Raw genomic sequence first — 21,229 nt, 5'->3', positions numbered from 1 at the left:
TCCACCACCAGCGCGACCGGGTCGAGGAAGGCGGCCGCCCAGCCGGCGAGGCGCCGGCGGACCTGGGTGTAGTCCCAGGTCGAGCTGGTCACGAACTGCTGCAGCTGCTGATGGTCCACCCCGAGGCGAGCGGCCATCGGGACCATGCTCTTGCGCTTGCCGTCGGTCAACAGCCCCCGGACATACAGCTCACCGGTGCCCCGCTGGTCCCGCCGCGGCAGGTCCGCGAACATCTCNCCCGCGANCNGTTCGATCACCGGCCNCACCCGGGCCATCTCGTCCTGTCTCATACCAACCACCGCCACACACATGAAGACGACAGTCAGTACAACCACAGACAGACCTAATCAAGTCCTACTAGTTTCCTGGAGGAATCTCTATGGCAACCCGGACGGCGGCGCAGCGGCGGGCCGAGGNGAAGGAGGCCTACGACGCCTTCATGGCGGCCTGCCCGTCTCGCAAGGTGTTCGAGACGCTCAGCGACAAGTGGGTCGGCCTGGTGCTGGCCGCGATCTCGGCGGGACCGCGCCGGTACGGCGAGCTGAAGACGGAGATCGCCGGGGTCAGCCCGAAGATGCTCACCCAGACCCTGCGGACGTTGGAGCGCAGCGGGTTGATCGACCGGACGGTCACCGCGTCGGTTCCCGTGCGCGTCGACTACGAGCTGACGGCACTCGGCCGTGACCTCTATCCCCTGATCACGCCCCTCAAGGCCTGGGCCGAGAACAACGTGGACGCGATCCGCGCGGCGGAGCAGGCGTACGACCTGCGTACCTCCGCGCGGCAGCCGACGGCCGTCACGGGTGCGACGGCCGTCATGGATCCGGTGGATACCGGTGCGCTCAGCGCACCTCGGTGAGGGTGCCCTTCTCGACCGAGTAGACGAACCCGCGGACCGAGTCCTTGTGCGGAATGAAGGGGCTGGCCGTGATGCGGGCGATCGACTGCCGGACGTCGTCCTCCAGGCTCGTGAAGGTCTCGACGGCCCACGGTGGGCGAATGCCCGTCTCCGCGGCGATCTGCGCCTTGAACGCCTCGTCGGTGAACGTGAGCATGCCGCAGTCGGTGTGGTGGATGAGGATGATCTCTCGGGTTCCCAGCAGCCGTTGGCTGATGGCGAGCGACCTGATCTCGTCGTCGGTCACCGCCCCGCCCGCGTTGCGGATCACGTGTGCGTCACCCTCCGTCAGGCCCAGCACGCCGTAGACGTTCAGCCGGGCGTCCATGCACGCCACGACCGCGACCCTCAGCTTCGGGGGCAGCGGCAGGTCTCCGGCGGTGAAGTCGCGGGCGTACTGGGCGGCGTTGCCGAGTAGGTCGTCGGTGGCGGTCATCTCGATGCTCCAGACGGAGTTCGGGCGGCCTGCCGCATGGCTGGCGGTGGTGCCGCGATGAAGGTGGGCGGCATTGCATGATCCGCGGCGCGGCAGACCCGCGATGCTTCGGCCAGGGACGACGCCGAGCGATGCTCGACGGGCCGTGCGCGGGTGCCGGGGTGGGGCCCGTCAGGCGAAGGAAGCCGAGCGGCCGCTGGAACAGAGGGCGGTGGAGACGAGCAGCAGGTCGACGTGCCGTCTGTGCACCAGCGGAGGCGGAGTCGGCATGTACGAACCGAAACATGAGGGAGACCGTTCCGCCAACCATGAGGATAAGTGACCCATGTCACATCCCCATCGTGGGGCTGAACACACTCGCCGGTCATGGCGTCCGAGCGGTCGGCAGCGAGNCGACTCGCGGTCCCATCGCGGCGTCAGGCGCCGAGATGCTCCGTCAGGAATCGTTCGATCCGGACCCAGGCATCGGCCGCGGCGACCGGCTCGGGCCCGATTCCGGCGGTGCGCAGCACCGGGTGCAGGAGCCGCGGGCCGCTCGGGGTGCCGTCCGGCCGGGCGCTGAGGAACGCGTGCCCGGCCGTCGGGTACTCCTTGACGTCGTGCGGGACGCCGGCCCGGTCCAGTGCCGCGGAAAGTCGGCCGGCGGCCCCGCGTAGGGTCCGGTCCCGGCCNCCGTAGCTCGCCACCACCGGGCACGCCGCCCGCAACGAGGCGTCGAGCTTGCGGGGAAGTGGACCGTAGTTGATCGCCGCGACCTCGAAGCCCCGGCCCGCGCTGAGCAGGGCGAGGCCGCCACCGAGGCAGAAGCCGATCACGCCCACCCTTCCGTTGCATGCCGGCAGGGCGGTCAGCCACCGCCGTGCCGCCTCGATGTCGTCGAACGCCCGTCCGCTGCCGGAGGACATCGCCCGCACCGTGGCCACCAGGCAGCGGCGGGCGCCGCCCGCGCTGAACAGGTCCGGGGCGAGGGCGAAGTATCCGAGGCCGGCGAGGCGGTCGGCGATCGCGCGCACGGTCTCGTCCAGACCCCACGCCTCGTGCAGCACGATCACGCCGGGACGCAGGACACCCTTGGCGGGCGGCGCGTCACCGGGGGCCAGGGCCGGGCCGACGGCGGCCGGTCGGGCCAGGTACGCGCTGAGGCCCGGGGAGATGTCCAGAACGTCAGCAAATCCTGACAAGTTGACCGTCGTCACGATGTCCACCCCTCGTCCGCCGGTCGCGCGGGCGACACGGTACCGCGCTTCGCGGCGTGCGCGGGGTTGGTCGTCCCGGCTCGGCCGTCGCGGCGGCGGATCGCCCGGCGAACGCCATGGTTGAACGTGCTGTGCTGCACGTCACATTATGTGCTCTTGACCGAGGAAAGCCGACCTACTCAGAGTGAAAAGGGTGCGCACCTCGCTGCTGTTGACGTGCCGCCGCTGCATCGATTTCGGACGCGCCGAATCCAGCCGCTGTCGTTGATGCGGAGGTAACCGGCGTTTCCGCGTGAGCCGGGAGCCGGAAGCCGTCCGTGCGGGGTGTCCGGAATCCTTCGCCTCCAACCCAGGCCCAGCGCCTGCGGCTCAGGCCCCACGACCGCCGCGAAAGTTCTGCGCCTGCAGCTCGAAAGCCCTGCGCCCGCCGTTCGCCTGCCGGTTCCCATCGTCCGCCGGTTCCCATCGTCCGAGGAGTGCCCGTTGCGTCTCGTGCAGGATTGCGCCCGATGACCCCCCGCCCACCGCTGCACCTCGCCCTCGCGCTGGACGGGGCCGGCTGGCATCCGGCAGCCTGGCGGGAGCCGCGCGCGCGGACCGCGGAGCTGTTCGACGCCCGGTACNGGACCGACCTGGTCCAGGAGGCCGAGCGTGGCCTGCTCGACTTCGTCACGATCGAGGACTCCCTCGGCCTGCAGTCGGACCGGTTCGACGGTCCGGACGCCCGGACCGATCGGGTTCGCGGCCGACTCGACGCCGTGCTCATCGCCGCTCGTGTCGCCCCGCTGACCTCGCGGATCGGTCTCGTCCCGTCGATCGTCGCCGGGCACACCGAGCCCTTCCACATCTCCAAGGCCATCGCGACGCTGGACTACGTCAGCTCCGGGCGGGCCGGGGTCCGGGTGCGGGCCGGCACCGGCGGAGCCGAGGCCGACCTGTTCGGCCGGCGGACGATCCCCGGGATCGCGGCGGCGGACCTGGAGCGGCCCGAGGTCGTCGCGCTGATCACCGAGTTGTTCGACGAGGCGGCTGACTATGTCGAGGTCGTGCGCCGGCTCTGGGACAGCTGGGAGGACGACGCCGAGATCCGCGATGTCGCCACCGGTCGGTTCGTCGACCGGGACAAGCTGCACTACATCGACTTCGCGGGACGCTGGTTCAGCGTGCGCGGGCCCTCGATCGTGCCCCGCCCGCCGCAGGGCCAGCCGCCGGTGACCGTCCTCGGTCACGGCACGGTGCCCTACCGACTCGGGGCGCNCCAGGGCGACGTCGTCTATGTGACGCCTCGCGACGCCGACGACGCCCGCCGGATCGTCGAGGAGATCCGGGCCGAGCAGGACGCGGCTGGTCGGGGCGGCGAGACCGTGCACGTGTTCGCCGATCTGGTCGTCCACCTCGCCGACTCGGCGGCACAGGCCGCCGACAACCGCGCCCGGCTCGACGAGTGGGCCGGCGAACCCCAGGTCAGCGACGCGCTCATCGTCGCCGGTACCCCCGGGGAACTCGCCGATCTCCTGCTCGACTGGCAACCGGCCGGGCTGTCGGGCTTCCGGCTGCGTCCGGCGGCCATCCCGCACGACCTGGAGGGCATCACCCGGGGGCTCGTCGGCGAACTCCAGTCCCGCGGGGCGTTCCGCACCGCCTACGAGGCCACCACACTGCGGGGCCTGCTTGGCCTGCCCCGACCCGCCAACCGCTACGCCGCAGCCGCCGCAGCAGCAGCCGCCGTCTAGTCGGCCGCCGTCCAGCCCGCCGCCGGCAGAGCCGGCAGCCGGCAGCCCTGCACACACCAGCGGAGGACCTCCATGAGCAGGCCGACCAAGCAGATCCACCTGGCGGCGCACTTCCCCGGGGTGAACAACACGACGGTGTGGAGCGACCCCGCGGCGGGCAGCCAGATCGAGTTCAGCTCGTTCGCCCACCTTGCCCGCGCGGCAGAGCGTGCCAAGTTCGACTTCTTCTTCCTCGCCGAGGGCCTGCGTCTGCGCGAGCAGAACGGCCGCATCCATGACCTGGACGTCGTCGGCCGGCCCGACACGTTCACCGTGCTGGCCGCGATCGCGGCGGTCACCGAACGCCTGGGGCTCGCCGGCACCATCAACTCCACCTTCAACGAGCCTTACGAGGTCGCCCGGCAGTTCGCCAGCCTCGACCACCTCTCCGCGGGGCGGGCCGCCTGGAACGTCGTCACGTCCTGGGACGCCTTCACCGGGGAGAACTTCCGCCGCGGCGGCTACCTCGNGGAGCAGGATCGCTACGAGCGGGCCCGGCGCTTCCTGCACACGGCCTGGGAGCTGTTCGACTCCTGGCACGGCGACGAGATCGTCGCGGACAAGGACACCGGGCAGTTCCTGCGCGAGCCGCGGCCGGGGACGTTCGCGCACCACGACGACTTCTTCGACATCAGCGGCCAGTTCAACGTCCCGCGCAGCCCGCAGGGCCGACCGGTGATCTTCCAGGCCGGCGACTCCGAGGCCGGCCGGGAGTTCGCCGCCTCCTCGGCGGACGCGATCTTCAGCCGGCACAGCACGTTCGAGGACGGTCAGGCGTTCTACGCCGACATCAAGGGCCGGCTCGCCAAGTTCGGCCGCCGGCCCGACCAGTTGGTGGTCCTGCCGGCGGCGACGTTCGTCCTCGGCGACACCGACGCCGAGGCGCGCGAGCGGGCAGAGGTGATCCGCCACCAGCAGGTCAGCGGGGCGACGGCGATCCTGTTCGCCGAGCAGCTGTGGAACCGCGACCTGTCGGCCTACGACCCGGACGGGCCGGTCCCCGAGGTCGACCCGCTGCCGGGGGAGAACACGATCTCCAAGGGGCGGGCCAGCGTGCGGATGTTCGACGACCGGCTGGCCACGGCGCGCCGCTGGCGCGAGCTGGGTGAGGCGAAGAAGCTCTCGCTGCGCGAGGTGGTCATCGAGGTCACCGGGCGGCAGTCCTTCATCGGCTCGGCGGCTACGGTCGCCGAGACCATCAACCGGTTCGTCCAACAGGACGCCAGCGACGGCTTCATCCTCGTCCCGCACATCGTCCCCGGCGGGCTGGACGAGTTCGCCGACCAGGTCGTGCCGCTGCTGCAGGAACGAGGCGTCTTCCGCGCCGAGTACACCGGCACGACCCTGCGCGAGCATCTCGGCCTGGAGCTGCCCGGCTGAACCGGCTCCGGGTGAGGGCGCCGGCCGGGGTGAGGGTGCCGGCCCCGGCCGGAGGTGGTGTCTGCTGAGCCCCGGCCGGGGCCGGTTCAACCGGTGAGTACGCGCAGCCCGCCCGCGGCGAGCGCCGGCACGGCCTGGCCGACGAGGTCGAAACCCTCTCCGACGGTGTTGCCGGCGAGATGCCGGGCGTGGATGCCCTCGGCGATCACCACCAGCTTGAAGTAGCCGAGCGCCAGGTAGAAGTCCATGTTCACGATGTCGCGGCCGGACTCGCGCGCGTAGATCTCGATCATCTCGTCCCCGCCGGGCATCCGGTCGCTCGCTGCGGCAGCCGAGCCGCCGAGCACGGGATCGAAGTCCGGGTCGCGGTAGACGACGGTGAGACCCAGGTCGGCCAGCGGGTCACCGAGGGTCGCCATCTCCCAGTCCAGCAGGGCCCGCACGGCGCCGATGTCGTCCGGGTCCAACACGAAGTTGTCGATGCGGGCGTCGCCGTGCACGATCGACGCGGCACTCTCCGCCGGGACCGCGGTGGCCAGCCGGCCGTGCAGCGCGTCGAGGTCCGGCAGCGGCCGGGTCCGCACCCGCTCCCACTGCCCCCACCAGCGGTCGACCTGACGGCGCAGGTAGCCTTCGGGCCGACCGAACCGCTCGAGCCCGACGGCGAGGTAGTCCACGGCGTGTAGCCGGGCGAGGGTGCGCAGCAGGTTCTCGGCGCAGCGGCGCACGTCGGCGTCGGAGTAGGGGGCCAGGTCGGCCCGGCTGCGCAGGACCACCCCGTCGACCAGGGAGACCATCGCGAACGGCACCCCGAGCACGGCGGGGTCGTCGCAGTAGACGACCGCCTCGGCCACCGGGATCGGGGTCTGGCGCAGTGCGGCCACCACCCGGTACTCGCGTCGCATGTCGTGCGCCGAGGGCGTCAGGTTGCCCAGCGGGGGCCGGCGCAGCGCCCAGTGGGCGGCGTCGTCCCACACGTGGTAGGTCAGGTTCGACCGGCCGCCGCTGAGCAGCGTGGCACGCAGCGGCCCGGACCGGCCGGGGACGGTGGCGTCGAGGTAGGCGGCCAGCGCCGCCAGGTCCAGGCCCGGCGGGGAGACCAGCCCCTCCTCGGCGCCGTGCGGGGGATCGAGCGCGGTCATGAGGCCGACTCCAGGGCGCCGGTCGCCTTGAGCCGCTNCTTGACCGCGCGCCGGGCGAGCGCCCAGCGATGGGTCTCCGACGCTCCGTCGTAGATGCGAAAGGCGCGGACCTCGTTGAGATAGCGGCCCAGCAGCAGCTCGCCGGAGACGCCGGCGGCGCCGCAGAGCTGGATGGCCCGGTCGACGACCCGCCAGATCGCCTCGGCGACGAACGTCTTGGTCATCGCGGTGGACTGCGCCGCGCGCTGGCCCTGATCGAGCTCCCAGCAGGCCTGCAGGATGAGGCTGCGAGAGGCGGCGATGTCGATCTCCGAGTCGGCGATCATCTGCTGCGCCATGCCGAGCTCGACGAGCTTCGAGCCGAACAGGCGGCGTTCGGCGATCCGGTCGATGGCGATGTCCTGGGCTCGGCGGGCGATGCCGAGCCAGCGCATGCAGTGCGTCATCCGGGCCGGGCCGAGGCGTACCTGCGCGTACGCGAAGCCCTGGTCGAGCTCGCCGAGGATCGCCGAGTCCGGCACCACGCAGTTGTCGAAGATCACTTCGCAGTGACCGCCGATCATGGCCTGGTCGAGGGTGTCGACGTGCCGGACGACCTTCAGGCCGGGATTGTCGGCGTCGACGAGGAACATGGTCGCGCCGCCGACGGTGCCGACCTTGCCGGAGGTCCGGGCGAAGCAGATCGCGTAGCCCGCGCCGTCCGCGCCGGTGGAGAACCACTTGTGGCCGTCGATGCGCCAGCCGTCGTCGACCCGGACGGCGGTCGTCGACAGCGCCGCCGGATCCGAGCCGGCCCCGGGCGCCGGCTCCGTCATCGCGAAGAACGACCGGACCTCGCCGCTCGCGAGGGGGCGCAGGTACCGCTCCTTCTGCTCATCGGTCGCGATGATTTCGAGCATGTGCATGTTGCCCTCGTCGGGCGCGGAGCAGTTCAGCGCCAGCGGCCCGAACAGGGAGTAACCGGCGGCCTCGAACACGGGTGCCCGCGCCGTCATGCCGAGCCCGAGGCCGCCGTACTCCCGGGAGACATGCGGGGCGAACAGCCCGGCGTCGCGGGCCGCCGCCTGCAGTCGCGCGCGCAGCGCCTCCCCGCCGGCCGAGACCACGCCGGCGTACCGCTCCTCCTCCGGGATCACGACGTCGNGGACGAAGGCAGCCGTGCGTTCGACGAGGTCGACGACCTCTGGCGGCTGCGAAAAATCAATGGCCATGACGATCTCCCGCCTCGGTGCGAGCGCCGGCCCCCGGCTGGATGGGTCGGCTGAAAAGGCTAATGCTCAGTAGCCTTGATAGCAGGGGTGGCGACGATCCGCCAGCATTGAGGGAAAATCAAGCCTGCTAGCATGGGTGTTGTGCGGGGAGCAGTCCGCATGCCCGTGGCTACCGGTTCTTAGTCACGGCGGTTCACGTGGGCGGGGATGCATGAGTGGATCGGACCGGGCCGTGGTTACGCGGCCACAGCTCACCCCACGCGGGCGGGCGATCCGCGACGCGGCGCTGAAGCTGTTCGCCGAACGCGGCTACGAGGCCACCACCACGACCGAGATCGGCGCGGCGGTCGGCATCCGAGGTCCGAGCCTGTACAAGCACGTGAGCTCCAAGCAGGACCTGCTCGCCGCGATCATGCTCGACGCGATGGACGTCCTGCACGACGTCCACGCCCTCGCCGTCGCCGGCGTCGACGACGTCGCGGACCGGCTGCGCCGCGCCGTGGAGGCCCACGTGCGCTTCCACACCCGCCACCGGCTGGAGGCGTTCGTCGGCAACCGGGAGATCCGCAGTCTCGACGAGGTCAACCGGGCGGCCGTCGTCGCCCGGCGCAGCAGCTACGAGCGGCTCATCCGGGGGCTCATCGAAGAGGGGGTCGCCGCCTCCCGGTTCCACGTTGCCTCGGTCAAGCTCGCCTCCTACGCCCTGCTCGACCTCGGGATGGGGGTGGCCGCCTGGTACCGCGAGGACGGCGACCTGAGCGAGGACGAGATCGTCTACACCTACGGCCGGTTCGCCCTCACCCTGGTCGGCGTGGCCGGCTGACCGCCACGGCATGGGCATGCCCATGCCCATGCGCCTGCTCGGCCTGTCACGCATCAGCCGCCCGCCGGTTCGCCCGGTCCGGCGCGGTGGTGGGCTCCGCCCGCGTGCAGGTCCGCGCGCAGCTCGTGCTTGCGGACCTTGCCCGCCGCGGTCCGCGGCAGGTCGGTGACGATCACAAGTCGTTCCGGGGTCTTCTGCTTCGCGGCGCCGGCGGCGGCGAAGTGCGCCCGCACCTCGTCGAGGTCGAGGGCCGACCCCGGGCGCGGCAGGACGAAGACGCAGACCCGCTCACCGGTGCGGTCGTCCGGTTCGGCCACGGCGGCGGCCTCCGCGACGGCCGGATGGGTCATGAGCAGGTCCTCGACCTCCTTCGAGGAGACGTTCTCCCCGTTGCGGACGATGATGTCCTTGATGCGATCGGTGATCGTTAGGTAGCCCTTGGTATCAACCCGGCCGATGTCCCCGGTGCGCAGCCAGCCGTCGGCGGTGAACGCGGTCGCGTTGAGCGCCGGATCGCGGTAGCCGGCGAACTGCTCCGGGCCGCGAGTGACGATCTCGCCCTCCTCGCCGGGGCCGAGGTCGTGGCCGGCGGGGTCGAGGATGCGTACCTCGCTGCCCGGCAGCACCCGCCCGTCCGTGGCGGCCCGCCGGTCGAGCGGGTCGGCCGCGCTGCCCGAGCTGATCGTCGGATGCTCGCTGGAACCGTAGGCGCGGTAGGCGCTGACGCCGGCACGCTCGGCCCGCTCGACGAGCGCGGGAGACACGCTGGCCCCGCCGACGAGGAAGTCGCGCAGCGGGCCGAGGCCGCGGCCGTCGCGCTGGGCCGCATCCAGCAGAGCGGTCAGGTGAAACGGCACCCCCGCGGACGCGGTCACGCCGTGGGCGTGGACGAGTTCGATCGCCTCCGCCGCGTCGAACCGTTCGAGGAAGACGGTCGGCAGTCCGTCGACGAGGGTCCGCAGCAGCACGCTCAGCCCGGCGATGTGGCCGGGCGGGAACAGGTCGAGGTAGCCGAAGTCGGGCTGGCCGGCGCGCAGGCTGCGCAGCGAGGCGACCTCCGCGGCGACCGAGCGGTGGGTGTGGGTGACGCCCTTGGGCGCGGCGGTCGTCCCCGACGTGTAGACGAGTACGGCGACCTCGTCGAGCGGCCGGGTGCACGGCGCCAGCGGCGGGGCCAGTGCGAGCTCCTGCCATGGCACGGTGCCGGCCGGTGCGGTGCCGGCCGGTGCGGTGCCGGTGCCGGCCGGTGCGGCGGTGCTGTCGGCGACGGTGACGATGTGGCGTAGGGCCGGCAGCCCGTCGGGTGCCCCGCGCAGCTCGGCGATCTCCGCCGCCCGCTGTCCCGGCAGGATGATCGCGCTCGCCCCCGACTGCCGCAGGATGAAGGCGACCTCGCGGATCCCGTAGATGGGCACGATCGGCAGCAGCACCGCCCCGCGTAACAGCACGGCGGCGTGCGCGATCGCGCTCTCCACCCGGCTGGTCAACTGCAGCGCGACGACGTCTGCCGGGCCGATCCCGCGCGCGGCGAGGCCGCCGGCGACCCGCACGGCCCGCTCGTACAGCGAGCCCAGATCCGTGGTGAGAGTGCCGACCGGACTGCGGAAGACCAGCCGGGTGTCCGGATGGTCCGTCGCGCCCAGGTGCAGCAGCTCGGCGAGCGGGAGCGGCGCGATCGTGGGCAGCGGCCGGACCGGTGCGAGCGACCGCGGCGGGTTGGTGGTCGGGAGTGCCTCGATGGTCGTGACCGGCTCGGCCGGGTGGGCAGGTCCCGCGTTCTCCAGGTTCACCGGCGCTCCTCGGGTCGACGAGAGCGTGGCGGCCGCCACATCCAGGAAAATATACCTAGTTCACTAGGAACGAGTGGCCGTCGCGGGAGCCACTCCCACGTCGTGGCGCGGCGAGTGGTCGCCGTCGCCGCGTGCCGTCCCGGCGCACGTGCGCTGGTGGAAGATGCCGTGGAGTCGGGGCTCCGCGCGGCCGCCACTTGCCTGCAGTTCTTTCAGGTATCTAAAGTAACCATGTCAACTTGGTCGCCATCGATGTCGTCGAGTTCCATGCCACCGAGTTCCGGCGACAGCACGTGATCCGAGCGGCAGGCAACCGTCTGCACGGCGCAACCCATGCGGAGGCAGGACGACATGGCAAAGATCTGGGCGAACTCCGGCGATTCGCACTTCCTGGAGCCCGACNACCTGTGGCAGTCGAACCTGCCGCCCCGCTTGGCCGAACTCGTCCCGAGGGCGGTGAAGGACCCGGACGGCAAGTACGAGACCGTGTACGTCGACGGCCAGTCCTTCCGCCGCAAGCTCCCGAACGTGCAGGCCCAGGAGTTCCTCGACGAGAGCAACCGGGCGCCCGGCGCGCGGGACGCGACTCTGCGGCTGGCCGACCTCGACACCGAGGGCGTCTGGGGCGAGCTGGTGTTCCCGTCGCTGGGCCTGTGGAGCTCGTCGTTCCGCACCCCCGAGGTGCTGCGCGAGGCGCTGCGGGTCAGCAACGACTGGGCGATCGACGCGATCATGAAGGTCTCGTCGCGCCTGGTCCCGACCGCGCAGGTCTCCACGCTTCAGGTCGACGACGCGGTGGCCGAGCTGGAGCGCACCGCCGAGCTCGGCTACCGCGCGGTGTTCCTGCCGACGACCCCGCACCCGCTGGCCGACGACTGGAACCGTGACTCCTGGGAGCCGTTCTGGGCGGCGGCGGAGGCGGCGAACATGGTGCTCGCCTTCCATGTCGGTACCGACCCGATCGACATCGGCAGCGAGCAGGTCGGCGTCGTCTACCGCGGACCCGGCGGCGCGGTGCTGAACTACACCGAGACGACGTTCTCCGGCCAGCGGGCCGCGATGAAGCTCGTCGCCTCGGNCGCGCTCGACCGGCATCCGGACCTGAAGATCCTCGTCGCCGANGGCGGCGCGACCTGGGTGCCCTTCCTCGCCGACCGGATGACCGAGGGCTACCGCCAGCACCACATGGCGGTGCGGCCCAAGCTGAAGCGCAGCCCCAAGGAGATCCTCTACTCGCAGGTGTACGCCTCCTTCCAGCACGACGCCTCCGCGGTCGCCGCGCTGACCGGCATGGGCTACCGCAACGTCATGTGGGGCAGCGACTACCCGCACATGGAGGGCACGTTCGGCCATACCCAGGAGACGCTGCACGGGCTGTTCGACGGCGTGTCGGACGACGTCCGCAAGCGGATCACCATCGACACGTTCCTCGAACTCTTCCCGGGCGTCGGTGAGCCGGCCGTGGCAGCGGCCGCGTGAGCGCGTCGGGTCCGTTCGACACGGCGATCGTCGGGGTCGGCGCCACGCCGTACTACCGGCGCGGGGGCTCCGCGCCGCAGACCATCACCGAGCTCGCCGGCAAGGCGATCCTCGCCGCGTGCGAGGACGCCGGCCTGTCGGTCAGGGACATCGACGGCTTCGCCTACTACTCGGGGGCGGGCGCCGGCTACGGCCAGTCGATGGACACCGCGACGTTCATGGAGACCCTCGGCATCCCCGAGGTGACCTTCTCCGCCGCGCTCACCTCGGGTGGCGGCGGGTCGGCGGGGTCGATCGGCCTGGCCCGCGCGGCGATCCTCGCCGGGGACGCCACCGTCGTCGTCACCGTGATGGCGCTCCAGCAGGTCAAGCAGCGCCTCGGCACGGTCTTCGGTGCGGTGGCGCCGAGCCCGGAGAACTCGTTCCTGCAGCCGTCGGGCCTGGTCGGCCCGGGGCATCTGATGTCGGTGCTGGCCCGGCGGCACATGCACGACTACGGCACCCGCCGGGAGGCGTTCGCCGAGATCGCCCTGTCCAGCCGGGCGAACGCGCTCACCCGACCCAAGGCGATCATGCGCACCCCGCTGACGCTGGACGACTACTTCAACGCCCGGATGATCGCCGATCCGCTCTGCCTGTTCGACTTCTGCCTGGAGACCGAGGGCGCCGTCGCGGTCCTCACGACCAGCGCGGAGCGGGCGCGCGACCTGCGGCGCACGCCGGTCGGCGTGGTCGCCGCGGCGCACGGCGGGGTGCGCGAGTGGGGCCGGGCGTTCGCCTGGTACGGGATGCCCGACGAGTACTTCGCCTCCTCCGGGCACGCCCCGATCGCCCGGCGGCTGTATGACAAGGCCGGGATCACCCCCGACGACATCGACGTGGCGCTGATCTACGACCACTTCACCCCGATGGTCCTCATGCAGCTCGAGGACTACGGCTTCTGCAAGAAGGGGGAGGGCGGCCCGTTCGTCGAGTCCGGCGCGATCCGGTACAAGGGCGGCTCGATCCCGGTCAACACCCACGGCGGCCAGCTCTCGGAGGCCTACATCATCGGCATGACGCACATCGTGGAGGGCGTCGAGCAGATTCGCGGCACCGCCGTCAACCAGGTGCCGGACGCGAAGCTCGCGCTCGTCACCGGTGGACCGGCCACCCTGCCGGTCAGCGGCCTGATCCTGGGACAGATGGCATGAGCACTCTGACGACGACCCTGCCGCCCGCCGGCATCCAGATCACCACCGACTCGGCGACCGAGCCGTTCTGGCAGGCGGCGAAGGAGAACCGGCTGGTCGCGCCCAGGTGCGCCGACTGCGGGACCTTCCGGCTGCCGCCGTCGCCGTTCTGTCCGAACTGCCAGTCGCAGAACGTCGACTGGGTGACGCTGTCCGGGCGGGCGACGGTGTTCAGCTTCAGCATCGTCAACGGTGTGCCGGGCCAGCCGGAGCTGACCTTGGCCGCGGTCGTCGTGGACCTGCCCGACGCGCCGGGGGCTCGGCTGGTGAGCAACGTCGTCGACACCGATCCGGACACGGTCCGGATCGGGACGCCGCTCACCGTCGACTTCGTCGAGATCGCCGACGGCTGGAAACTGCCGGTGTTCCGGGTCGACCCCGCCGCCGAGAGCGCGCCTCTCTCAGGTACCTGAAAGTATTATGTCGCGTACGTCACGCGTGGGGAGGGGGGCGCATGGAGCGGGTGGCCGCGGTGAGCACCGCGTCGGCGGTCGCCCATGTGCTGCGCGAGGAGATTCTCAGCCNCCAGGACGGTGATCTCTACCTGGGGCAGGAGGACGAGCTGCTGGCCCGGTTCGGGGTCAGCCGGCCGTCGCTGCGCCAGGCCGTGCGGCTGCTGCAGGCCGAGGGGATCCTGACCGTCCGCCGCGGCCATCACGGCGGGCTGTACGGGCAGCGGCCCGACGCGGCCGGCGTCGCCCACGTGGCCTCGGTGTTCCTGCGGACCCGGCGGGCCTCCCTCGCCGACATCAGCGCCACCTACACCCTCATCACCACGGAGTGTGCTCGGCTGGCCGCCCTCAACCCGGACGGGGTCGAGCGCCGCCGGCTGCTGACCTTCGTCGAGCAGTCCGCCGGCGGCAACCAGCGCGACCACGCCCGGGCCCGGGTGCAGTGGGGGATCCTGCTCGCCGAGCTCGCGCGCAGTCCCACCCTGCAGTTGTTCGAGGACGTGCTCGGCTCGTTGTCGCGCTACCCGACCTCTCGGCCCCTCCTGCTGGACCCGGACAGCATCGCGCTGGCCTGCGAGCAGTGGCGGCAGGTCGCCGAGGCGGTCCGTGACGGTGACGCCGACGTCGCGGTGGCGCTGTCCCGCNAGCACGGCGACGCGCGGGTCCGCTACATCCGCGACCTCCCCGAGGACCTCCTCGGCTGGTGAGCCCCGCACCCGGGTCCGGCGTGCCCGCCGGGTCCGGGACGGTTCCCGGCGCGGTCGGGGGTGCCCCGCGCCGGGTCGGCCTGTCNGTCAGGCGGTGGCGACGGCGCTCATGAGACGCACCGCCGACTCGGCGTAGCGGGCACGGCGCCGGTCGCTGACCATGAAGGCCGGGCTGGACAGGAACGCGAGGTCGGGCAGGGCCTTACGGGCCGCCAGCCGCTGGGCGGCCTCTGCCGGGTCGNCGCACAGGGCGATCGCGTCGAGCATCTCGTCGCTGACCGCCGCGGCCATCCCCGGGATGTCCCCGGAGCGGAACGCGGTGCGGATCGCGGCCACCTCGTCGCCCCAGCCGTGCAGCTCGACGAGGGTGTCGTAGGTCTTCACCGTGAGGTAGAAGGCGATCTGGAGCCGGGCGTCGCGCCGTCCCCGCTCCGGGTCCTGCTCGTCGACGGCGGTGATGAGCCAGCCCCAGCGGCGCAGCGACTCCGGGTCCCGCCCGGCCGCGGTGGCGCCCGCGTGCAGGTTCGGGCGGATCGTCTCCGTCCACCACCGGTCGGTGAAGATGCCGTGACCGAGGATGCCGTCGGCGGTCCGCCCGGCGGCGGTCACCATCCGCCGGTTGAACGAGCCGAGCAGGATCGGCACGTCGAGCCGGCCGAGGACGGGGGCGCGGATGTCGGCGTGGATCGGGTAGAACTCGCCCTCGTGCACCACGGGTCGACCGTTCTCCGCGGTCAGGTAGGCGCGGATCGCCCCGACGAGGTCCTCCATCCGGCGCACCGGCTCGCTGGCCGCGGACGCGAACCACTCGGTGTTCATCCGGTAGGTGCCGGACCCGAGGCCGAGGAAGATCCGCCCGGGGGCGCGCGTGGACAGGTGCCGCAGCGCCGAGGCATGCACGAAGGGTGAGCGGGCGAACGCGTAGGCGATGCCCGGCCCGATCAGGGCCCGGCGGGTGGCGGCGACCATCTCGCCCGTTGTCAGGTAGGAGTTCGTGTCGGCGAACTCGCCGGCGCAGAAGGCGGCGGCCCCGGCCTGTTCGGCCAGTTCCGCGACCTGCGGGCCCGGCCAGGGAAGTCCCCACTGCACGTGTCGCCACCTCCGCGTCGGGAGCCCGGCGCCCCGGCGGCGCCGTGGGCGCCGATCGGCCGGTGAGAACCGTCGCTCCAGTTCTTGTCTTCCTCGCGAACTTAGTAAACCATGTAACCTTGCAGCGATGTTGACGCGGCGGCGGTGGCCGTCGCCGCGGACGGGGTCCGTGCGACCGCGGGGCCCCGACGACCTGAGCCCGGGCGATGAGCAGGGCTCGACCGACGAACAGGGCCCGCCGACGGACGCGGTCCGCAGACGAGGAGGAGGCGTGGTGGCAGCCGTCGAGACCGTCGACCGGCCCCGGCAGGGCGAGTTCCTCGGCCCGCTGCGGGAGTTCCTGGCCGCGCACGCGAGCCCGCCGCCCCGTGGCGGCAGTGCGCGGCTCACCTGGGCCCGCGCCTTCCATGCCGACCTGACCGACGCGGGGCTCGCGGCGCCGGGGTGGCCGAAGGAGGTCGGCGGCATGGATCTGTCGCTGCCCGACCAGCTCGCCTACCACCGGGAGATGACGAGGGCCCGGGCTCCCCGGCACCCGTGCGGTCTGTCGTTCATCGTGGCCCCCACCCTGATCCGCCACGGCACGCCCACGCAGAAGGACCGCTTCCTGCGTCCCCTGNTGCGCGCGGACGAGTTCTGGTGCCAGGGCTTCTCGGAGCCCGGCGCCGGCAGCGAGCTGACGGCGCTGTCGACGAGGGCCGTGCGCGACGGTGACCACTACGTCGTCACCGGCCAGAAGGTGTGGACCAGCCAGGCGCATCTCGCCGACTGGATGTTCGCGCTGGTGCGCACCGGTGAGCCGGGGCCGAAGGGGATCAGCTACCTGTTGCTGTCGATGACCTCGCCGGGGCTGACGGTGCGGCCNCTGCGCGACATCAGCGGCGGAACGCACTTCGCCGAGGTGTTCCTCGACGAGGTGCGCGTGCCGGTCGAGAACCTCGTCGGCCGGGAGAACGACGGCTGGTCGATCGCGCGCACGAGCCTGGGCCACGAGCGGGCCACCGCGTTCCTGTCGGACGAGTTCCGCTACCGCCGGGTGGTCAGCGAGCTGATCGCGCTCGCCGCCGGGTCGCCGGCCGGGGACGACCCGGTGGTGCGCCAGGACCTCGCGCGGATGGAGGCGGGGGTGCGGATCCTCGCCTCGAACAGCCGCCGGGCCCTGGAGACCGTGCTCGCCGGGCGCGATCCCGGGCCCGCCTCCTCGGTCAACCGGCTGATGCGCGCGGAGTTCGACCAGCGCCTGCACGAGGTGGCACTGCGGGTGATCGGCCCGGACGCGGTGCTCGGCAACCGCGAGCCGACCGCGCCCGAGGGCGGCCGGTGGACCTACGGCTACCTGATGAGCCGGTCGTCGACGATCGGCGCCGGCACCGCCGAGATCCAGCGCAACACGATCGCCGAGCGGGTGCTGGGGCTGCCCGCCCCGCCGCCGGCGCCGGGAGCCGGGCGCGGGTGAGGGGCCATGGCGGCGGCGCAGGGCGCCGCGCCGGGGGCGTGGGGCGACGACGAGGCGCGGAACGACGACGAGGCGCGGGACGATGAGGAGTGAGGTGAACGTGGACACGGCCGAGGCGGAGGGCGAGCTGCGCGACGCACTGGCGCGGCTGCTGCGCGAGCGTTGCGACATCGAGCAGGTCCGGAGGGTCGCGGCCGCGCCGGGCGGCTGGGATCGACAGCTCTGGTCGGAGCTTTCGGCCATGGGCGTGGTGGGGCTCGCGGCCCCGCCGGAGCACGGCGGTGAGGGGGCGGGGCTGGCGCTGCTGGCCGTCGCCCAGGAGGAGCTGGGCCGCCGGCTGGCACCGGTGCCGCTGCTGTCCAGCGCGACCGCTCAGGCCGCGCTGCTCGCCGTCGTGGCGGAGAGCGCGCCGGGGGCGGCCGCCGCAGCCGCGCTGCTGCCGGCGATCGCGTCGGGCCGGACGCCGGCGACCGTCGCGGTCGGGCGCACCGTCGACGGTTGGACGCCGCTGGCGACCGTGCGCGCCGAGGAGGAGGCCGGCGGCGGCTGGCGGCTGACGGGGACGGCTCCCGTCGTCGCGGACGCCACCGCCGCGCGGGCACTGCTCGTCGCCGCCACGACCGGGACCGGCCCCGCGTTGTTCGCCGTCGACGTCCCCGCGTCGACCGGCGGTGAGGCTGCCGCCGGCGGCGAGGGCGGCGCCGCGGGGGCCGAGGTCCAGGTCGAGCCGCTCGACGTCCTCGATGCGACCCGCCCGCTGGCCCGGGTCACGCTGGACACGCCCGCGACCCTGCTCGCCGGGCCGGCCGAGTTCGCCGAGGTGCTGGCCGCCACCCGGGGGGTGGCGCTGACGCTGCTCGCGGCCGAGGCCGTCGGTGTCTCGGCGCAGTGCACCGACCTGGCCGTCGACTATGCGGGCATCCGGCACCAGTTCGGTCGCCCGATCGGCACCTACCAGGCGATCTCGCATCGCTGCGCCGACATGTTCGTCGGCACCGAGGCTGCCCGTGCCCTCGTCGCGGCCGCCGCGCAGGCCCTCGACGAGACCGGCGGGACGGCGGACACCGGTGAGCTCGACGTGGCGGTGGCCCTGGCCGCCGCCGAGGCACTCGATGCCGCGGTCGGCGCCGCCCAGGGCAGCCTGCAGGTGCACGGCGGGATCGGCTTCACCTGGGAGCACCCCGTGCACCACTACCTGCGCCGGGCGAAGTCCAGCGAGGCGTTGATCGCGGCCCCGGACCGGCTGCGCGAACAGGCGGCGTCCCGGCTGGTCGCGGCCGCTCGGCGCTGAGTCGGTGTCGGCGCCGGGGTCGGACGACCGGCCGACAGTAATTCCTTAAACCTAATAAACTCATCTAGCGGTAGCTTGGGTGAACCGGCTCTCTCGGCGGCTCTCCGGATCCGTCCGGAGCCCGCACCGGTCCGTCCGGCGGCAAGGAGCGATGATGCGGGACCCTGTGATCGAGATCGTCGGACAACCCGGCCTCCCGCGTGCCCCTCTCGGGTCGNACGTCGTCGCCCGAGGTCACGACCGATGACCGAGTCAGCCGACCTGCCGGGCCGCCTGCGGGCGCTGTGGTCGGCGCCCGACTCCGCCCCCGCCCTTGAGGTCGACGGTGCCTGGGTGTCCTGGGGGACCGTGCGCGCGCTTGCCGACGAGATCACCCGCAGCCTCGACGGGCTCGGCCTCGGTCGCGGCGCGCGCATCGGCGTCCTGCTCGGAAACTGGACCGAGTCCATCGCGGCGATCCTCGCGATCCTCGGCACCGAGCGCTGCCTGACGGTCTTCAACCCGCTGCAGCCGGCCGAGCGCCTGGCCGGCGACCTGGAGCGGGCCACCCCGCCGGCGATCATCGTGCCGGTGCGGGCCTGGGCGTCCTCGGGGCTCGCGGAGCCGGTCGAGCGGCTCGGCATCAGCCTTCTCCACACCTCGCCCGAGGGGATCGCGTCGGTGCGGGCCGGCCGCGCCGACGCCGCGGTCACCGCGGTCGACGCGCCGGGCGTCGCCGTCGAACTCACCACCTCGGGCACCACCGGCCCGCCCAAGCGCATCCCGTTGACCTACCGTCAGCTCGAGGCGTCGGTCGGGTCCGCCCGGGGCCACATGAAGCCCGGTGGCGGCGAAAGGTCCTACTTCGAGGGCGGCGTGGCCATCGTCTCCGTGCCGCTGGTGCACATCGGCGGGTTGTGGGGGGCGCTGCAGGCCCTCGGCGACGCGCGGCGCATCGTGCTGCTGGAGCGCTGGACCCTGGAGCGGTGGCTCGAGGTCATCCGGGAGCACCGGCCCCGCCTCGGCGCGCTGCCGCCGGCGGCGCTGCGCACCCTGATGAGTGCGGACGTGCCCGTCGAGGNCCTCGCCAGCCTGCGCGCGCTGACCTGCGGGACCGCCCCGGTGTCGCCCGACCTGGTCGATGCGGTGCTGGAGCGCTACGGCATCCACGTGCTCGGCGTGTACGGCGCGACCGAGTTCTCCGGCGCGGTGGCGGGCTGGTCGCTGCCGGACCACCGGCAGTGGTGGGCGAAGAAGCGGGGCAGCGTCGGGCGCGCCTTCCCGGGGGTGGGGCTGCGCGTCGTGGCGGAGGACGGCGAGGTGCTGCCGACGGGTGCCAGCGGACTGCTGGAGATCAGGACCGACCAGGCCGGTGCCCGGGCGGACGCGGACGGCTGGACCCGGACCAGCGACCTTGCCCACCTCGACGACGACGGTTTCCTCTACATCGAGGGCCGCGCCGACGATGTGATCATCCGTGGCGGATTCAAGATCCGGCCGCTCACCGTCCGGGAGGTGCTGGAGGAGCACCCCGCGGTGGCCGAGGCGGCGGTGTTCGGCCTGCCCGACGAGCGCCTCGGCCAGGTGCCCGTCGCCGTCGTGGAGCTGGCGCCCGGCGCGGAGCCGATCGGCGAGCAGGAGCTGCGTGACTGGTGCCGGCCCCGGATGCTGCCCTACGAGGTGCCGGCGCGGGCGCTGACCGTGCNGGAGCTGCCCCGCGGGGTGTCCCAGAAGGTCAGCATGCCTGACCTGCTGGNGTTGTTCGCCGAGCAAGGAGACGACCGTGGAACGCGAGATCTTCGAGTATGAGCACCGGCAGTTCCGGGAGGTCGTCCGGGAGTTCGTCGCCCGCGAGATCACCCCGTATCACGCCGGGTGGGAGGCCGACGGGATCGTCGACCGGGCAGTGTTCGCCAAGGCGGCCAAGCACGGCGTCATCGGGTTCAACGTCGCCGAGGAGTTCGGCGGCGGCGGGGTTCGGGACTTCCGGTTCAACGCCGTCGTCGCCGAGGAGCTCGCGGCCGCGTTCGTCACCGGTCCGGGTTTCCTGCTTCACAACGACGTCGTCGGCTCCTACCTGAGCCGGCTGCCCGACGACGAGCAGAAGGCACGCTGGCTGCCCGGATTCGCCTCCGGCGAGGCGATCTGGGCGATCGCGATGACCGAGCCGGGTGCCGGCAGCGACCTGCAGGGCATCCGGACCTCGGCGGTGCGCGACGGTGACGACTGGCTCGTCTCCGGGGCCAAGACGTTCATCACGAACGGGATCCACTCCGACTACGTCATCGTCGTGGCGCGGACCGACCCGGCGGCGGGCAGCCGGGGCATCTCCCTGCTCGTCGTGGAGCGGGACATGCCCGGCTTCTCCCGCGGCCGCAACCTCGACAAGATCGGCCTGCACGCGCAGGACACCGCCGAGCTCTTCTTCGACGCCGTCCGGGTGCCCGCCCGCAACGTGCTGGGCAACCTGGGCGGCGGATTCATCCACCTGATGGAGAACCTGCCCGAGGAGCGGCTGTCGATCGCGATCTCCGCGGTCGCCGGGGCGCGGGCGGTGTTCGACTCCACGCTGGAGTACACGAAGACCCGCACCGCCTTCGGCCAGCCGATCGGCGGTTTCCAGCACAACCGCTTCCTGCTGGCCGAGCTCGCCACCGAGATCGACATTGCCCAGGTGTACATCGACCGCTGCCTGAAGGCGTCGTTCGAGGAGAAGCTGACCACCGTCGACGCCTCCAAGGCGAAATGGTGGGCCACGGAGCTGCAGCAGAAGGTCGTCGACCGCTGCCTGCAGCTGCACGGCGGGTACGGCTACATGACGGAATACCCCGTCGGCAAGGCGTTCACGGACGCGCGCATCCAGACCATCTACGGCGGCACGACGGAGATCATGAAG

Annotated in this window: 14 protein-coding genes and 17 pseudogenes; 21 read left to right on the top strand and 10 right to left on the bottom strand. The window is 72.4% G+C overall.

Going from position 1 to position 21,229, the window contains the following annotated elements; translation table 11 throughout:
- Positions 1 to 233, bottom strand: a 233-nt coding sequence (locus tag FF86_RS28965) for a transposase (protein WP_242419824.1), incomplete at its 3' end; no start/stop codon positions are given.
- 184 nt (positions 234 to 417) lie between these two features.
- On the opposite strand from FF86_RS28965, the gene FF86_RS28960 reads away from it, so the two are divergent.
- The coding region (locus tag FF86_RS28960) for a winged helix-turn-helix transcriptional regulator (RefSeq protein WP_396230167.1) at positions 418 to 859 on the top strand (442 nt) is incomplete at its 5' end.
- Here FF86_RS28960 and FF86_RS28955 read toward each other — a convergent pair.
- From FF86_RS28955 to FF86_RS60180, 3 genes and pseudogenes are all read right to left on the bottom strand, one after another.
- The gene (locus FF86_RS28955) at positions 843 to 1,334 is read right to left on the bottom strand and encodes a carbonic anhydrase (RefSeq protein WP_044888434.1); all 492 of its coding nucleotides are present in this window, start codon (positions 1,332 to 1,334) and stop codon (positions 843 to 845) included. The genes FF86_RS28960 and FF86_RS28955 overlap by 17 nt on opposite strands.
- A gap of 416 nt (positions 1,335 to 1,750) precedes the next feature.
- A pseudogene (locus FF86_RS60185) lies at positions 1,751 to 2,005 on the bottom strand (dienelactone hydrolase family protein); the annotation flags it as partial.
- Position 2,006: 1 nt separating this feature from the next.
- Positions 2,007 to 2,530: dienelactone hydrolase family protein (locus FF86_RS60180; protein WP_396230166.1), on the bottom strand; the 524-nt coding region annotated here is incomplete at its 3' end.
- Positions 2,531 to 3,006: 476 nt separating this feature from the next.
- On the opposite strand from FF86_RS60180, the pseudogene FF86_RS63360 reads away from it, so the two are divergent.
- From FF86_RS63360 to FF86_RS28940, 5 genes and pseudogenes are all read left to right on the top strand, one after another.
- Positions 3,007 to 3,153, top strand: a pseudogene (locus FF86_RS63360) (FMNH2-dependent monooxygenase); the annotation flags it as partial.
- 1 nt (position 3,154) lies between these two features.
- Positions 3,155 to 3,787, top strand: a pseudogene (locus FF86_RS60175) (LLM class flavin-dependent oxidoreductase); the annotation flags it as partial.
- 1 nt (position 3,788) lies between these two features.
- A pseudogene (locus FF86_RS60170) lies at positions 3,789 to 4,263 on the top strand (FMNH2-dependent monooxygenase); the annotation flags it as partial.
- 72 nt (positions 4,264 to 4,335) lie between these two features.
- Positions 4,336 to 4,771, top strand: a pseudogene (locus FF86_RS60165) (LLM class flavin-dependent oxidoreductase); the annotation flags it as partial.
- Between the two features lies 1 nt (position 4,772).
- Positions 4,773 to 5,682 (top strand): LLM class flavin-dependent oxidoreductase (locus FF86_RS28940; protein WP_242419823.1); only part of this gene is annotated, 910 nt, incomplete at its 5' end.
- A gap of 86 nt (positions 5,683 to 5,768) precedes the next feature.
- Here the strand turns inward: FF86_RS28940 and FF86_RS28935 are convergent.
- The 3 genes and pseudogenes from FF86_RS28935 to FF86_RS63355 all read right to left on the bottom strand — a co-directional run.
- Positions 5,769 to 6,824 carry a phosphotransferase family protein gene (locus tag FF86_RS28935; RefSeq protein WP_044888438.1) on the bottom strand — a complete coding sequence of 352 codons (1,056 nt, stop codon included), beginning with the start codon at positions 6,822 to 6,824 and terminating at the stop codon, positions 5,769 to 5,771.
- A gap of 38 nt (positions 6,825 to 6,862) precedes the next feature.
- Positions 6,863 to 7,967 (bottom strand): annotated as a pseudogene (locus FF86_RS28930) (acyl-CoA dehydrogenase family protein); the annotation flags it as partial.
- A gap of 1 nt (position 7,968) precedes the next feature.
- A pseudogene (locus tag FF86_RS63355) lies at positions 7,969 to 8,035 on the bottom strand (hypothetical protein); the annotation flags it as partial.
- 211 nt (positions 8,036 to 8,246) lie between these two features.
- Here FF86_RS63355 and FF86_RS28925 point away from each other — a divergent pair.
- Positions 8,247 to 8,858 (top strand): TetR/AcrR family transcriptional regulator, encoded by a 612-nt coding sequence (locus FF86_RS28925; RefSeq protein WP_044888440.1) that lies wholly within the window; start codon positions 8,247 to 8,249, stop codon positions 8,856 to 8,858.
- 53 nt (positions 8,859 to 8,911) lie between these two features.
- Here FF86_RS28925 and FF86_RS28920 read toward each other — a convergent pair whose 3' ends face one another.
- Entirely contained in the window at positions 8,912 to 10,648 is a 1,737-nt protein-coding gene (locus tag FF86_RS28920; RefSeq protein ID WP_242419822.1) for a class I adenylate-forming enzyme family protein, read from the bottom strand.
- 403 nt (positions 10,649 to 11,051) lie between these two features.
- On the opposite strand from FF86_RS28920, the pseudogene FF86_RS64470 reads away from it, so the two are divergent.
- The 6 genes and pseudogenes from FF86_RS64470 to FF86_RS28900 form a co-directional block, all read left to right on the top strand.
- A pseudogene (locus FF86_RS64470) lies at positions 11,052 to 11,726 on the top strand (amidohydrolase family protein); the annotation flags it as partial.
- A gap of 44 nt (positions 11,727 to 11,770) precedes the next feature.
- Positions 11,771 to 12,127 (top strand): annotated as a pseudogene (locus tag FF86_RS60150) (amidohydrolase); the annotation flags it as partial.
- On the top strand, positions 12,124 to 13,320 hold the full coding sequence (locus tag FF86_RS28910; protein ID WP_044888442.1) for a thiolase C-terminal domain-containing protein: 1,197 nt from the start codon (positions 12,124 to 12,126) through the stop codon (positions 13,318 to 13,320). The pseudogene FF86_RS60150 and the gene FF86_RS28910, both read left to right, overlap by 4 nt.
- Positions 13,317 to 13,772, top strand: coding sequence for a Zn-ribbon domain-containing OB-fold protein (locus FF86_RS28905; protein WP_044888443.1), 456 nt, complete (start codon positions 13,317 to 13,319; stop codon positions 13,770 to 13,772). Before FF86_RS28910 ends, FF86_RS28905 begins: the two co-directional genes overlap by 4 nt.
- Before the next feature lie 41 nt (positions 13,773 to 13,813).
- A pseudogene (locus FF86_RS63350) lies at positions 13,814 to 13,883 on the top strand (hypothetical protein); the annotation flags it as partial.
- Position 13,884: 1 nt separating this feature from the next.
- Positions 13,885 to 14,455 (top strand): annotated as a pseudogene (locus FF86_RS28900) (FadR/GntR family transcriptional regulator); the annotation flags it as partial.
- 150 nt (positions 14,456 to 14,605) lie between these two features.
- On the opposite strand, the pseudogene FF86_RS63345 reads toward FF86_RS28900, so the two are convergent.
- A pseudogene (locus FF86_RS63345) lies at positions 14,606 to 14,759 on the bottom strand (5,10-methylene tetrahydromethanopterin reductase); the annotation flags it as partial.
- 1 nt (position 14,760) lies between these two features.
- Positions 14,761 to 15,607 (bottom strand): LLM class flavin-dependent oxidoreductase (locus FF86_RS28895; RefSeq protein ID WP_242419820.1); only part of this gene is annotated, 847 nt, incomplete at its 3' end.
- A gap of 127 nt (positions 15,608 to 15,734) precedes the next feature.
- Here FF86_RS28895 and FF86_RS60145 point away from each other — a divergent pair.
- From FF86_RS60145 to FF86_RS28875, 8 genes and pseudogenes are all read left to right on the top strand, one after another.
- Positions 15,735 to 16,226: pseudogene (locus FF86_RS60145) on the top strand (acyl-CoA dehydrogenase family protein); the annotation flags it as partial.
- An 81-nt stretch (positions 16,227 to 16,307) separates the two neighbouring features.
- A pseudogene (locus tag FF86_RS60140) lies at positions 16,308 to 16,471 on the top strand (acyl-CoA dehydrogenase family protein); the annotation flags it as partial.
- Between the two features lies 1 nt (position 16,472).
- A partial coding sequence (locus FF86_RS60135; protein WP_255355962.1) for an acyl-CoA dehydrogenase family protein occupies positions 16,473 to 17,063 on the top strand: 591 nt, incomplete at its 5' end.
- A 94-nt stretch (positions 17,064 to 17,157) separates the two neighbouring features.
- On the top strand, positions 17,158 to 18,354 hold the full coding sequence (locus FF86_RS28885) for an acyl-CoA dehydrogenase family protein (protein ID WP_052681587.1): 1,197 nt from the start codon (positions 17,158 to 17,160) through the stop codon (positions 18,352 to 18,354).
- Between the two features lie 243 nt (positions 18,355 to 18,597).
- Positions 18,598 to 19,414: pseudogene (locus tag FF86_RS60130) on the top strand (AMP-binding protein); the annotation flags it as partial.
- Position 19,415: 1 nt separating this feature from the next.
- Positions 19,416 to 20,038 (top strand): annotated as a pseudogene (locus FF86_RS60125) (class I adenylate-forming enzyme family protein); the annotation flags it as partial.
- Position 20,039: 1 nt separating this feature from the next.
- Positions 20,040 to 20,089, top strand: a pseudogene (locus FF86_RS63340) (hypothetical protein); the annotation flags it as partial.
- 27 nt (positions 20,090 to 20,116) lie between these two features.
- Positions 20,117 to 21,229, top strand: a 1,113-nt coding sequence (locus tag FF86_RS28875; protein WP_055871439.1) for an acyl-CoA dehydrogenase family protein, incomplete at its 3' end; no start/stop codon positions are given.

This window comes from Frankia sp. CpI1-P (assembly GCF_001421075.1).
Classification (GTDB): Bacteria; Actinomycetota; Actinomycetes; order Frankiales; family Frankiaceae; genus Frankia; species Frankia torreyi.
This window is presented reverse-complemented; position numbering and strand designations above follow the sequence as displayed.

What these genes read in the sequence shown, in the direction of transcription:
- FF86_RS28905 (WP_044888443.1), top strand. Translation starts at nt 13,317, where the DNA reads ATGAGCACTCTGACGACGACCCTGCCGCCCGCCGGCATCCAGATCACC.
- FF86_RS28935 (WP_044888438.1), bottom strand. Translation starts at nt 6,824, where the DNA reads ATGACCGCGCTCGATCCCCCGCACGGCGCCGAGGAGGGGCTGGTCTCC.
- FF86_RS28925 (WP_044888440.1), top strand. Translation starts at nt 8,247, where the DNA reads ATGAGTGGATCGGACCGGGCCGTGGTTACGCGGCCACAGCTCACCCCA.
- FF86_RS28955 (WP_044888434.1), bottom strand. Translation starts at nt 1,334, where the DNA reads ATGACCGCCACCGACGACCTACTCGGCAACGCCGCCCAGTACGCCCGC.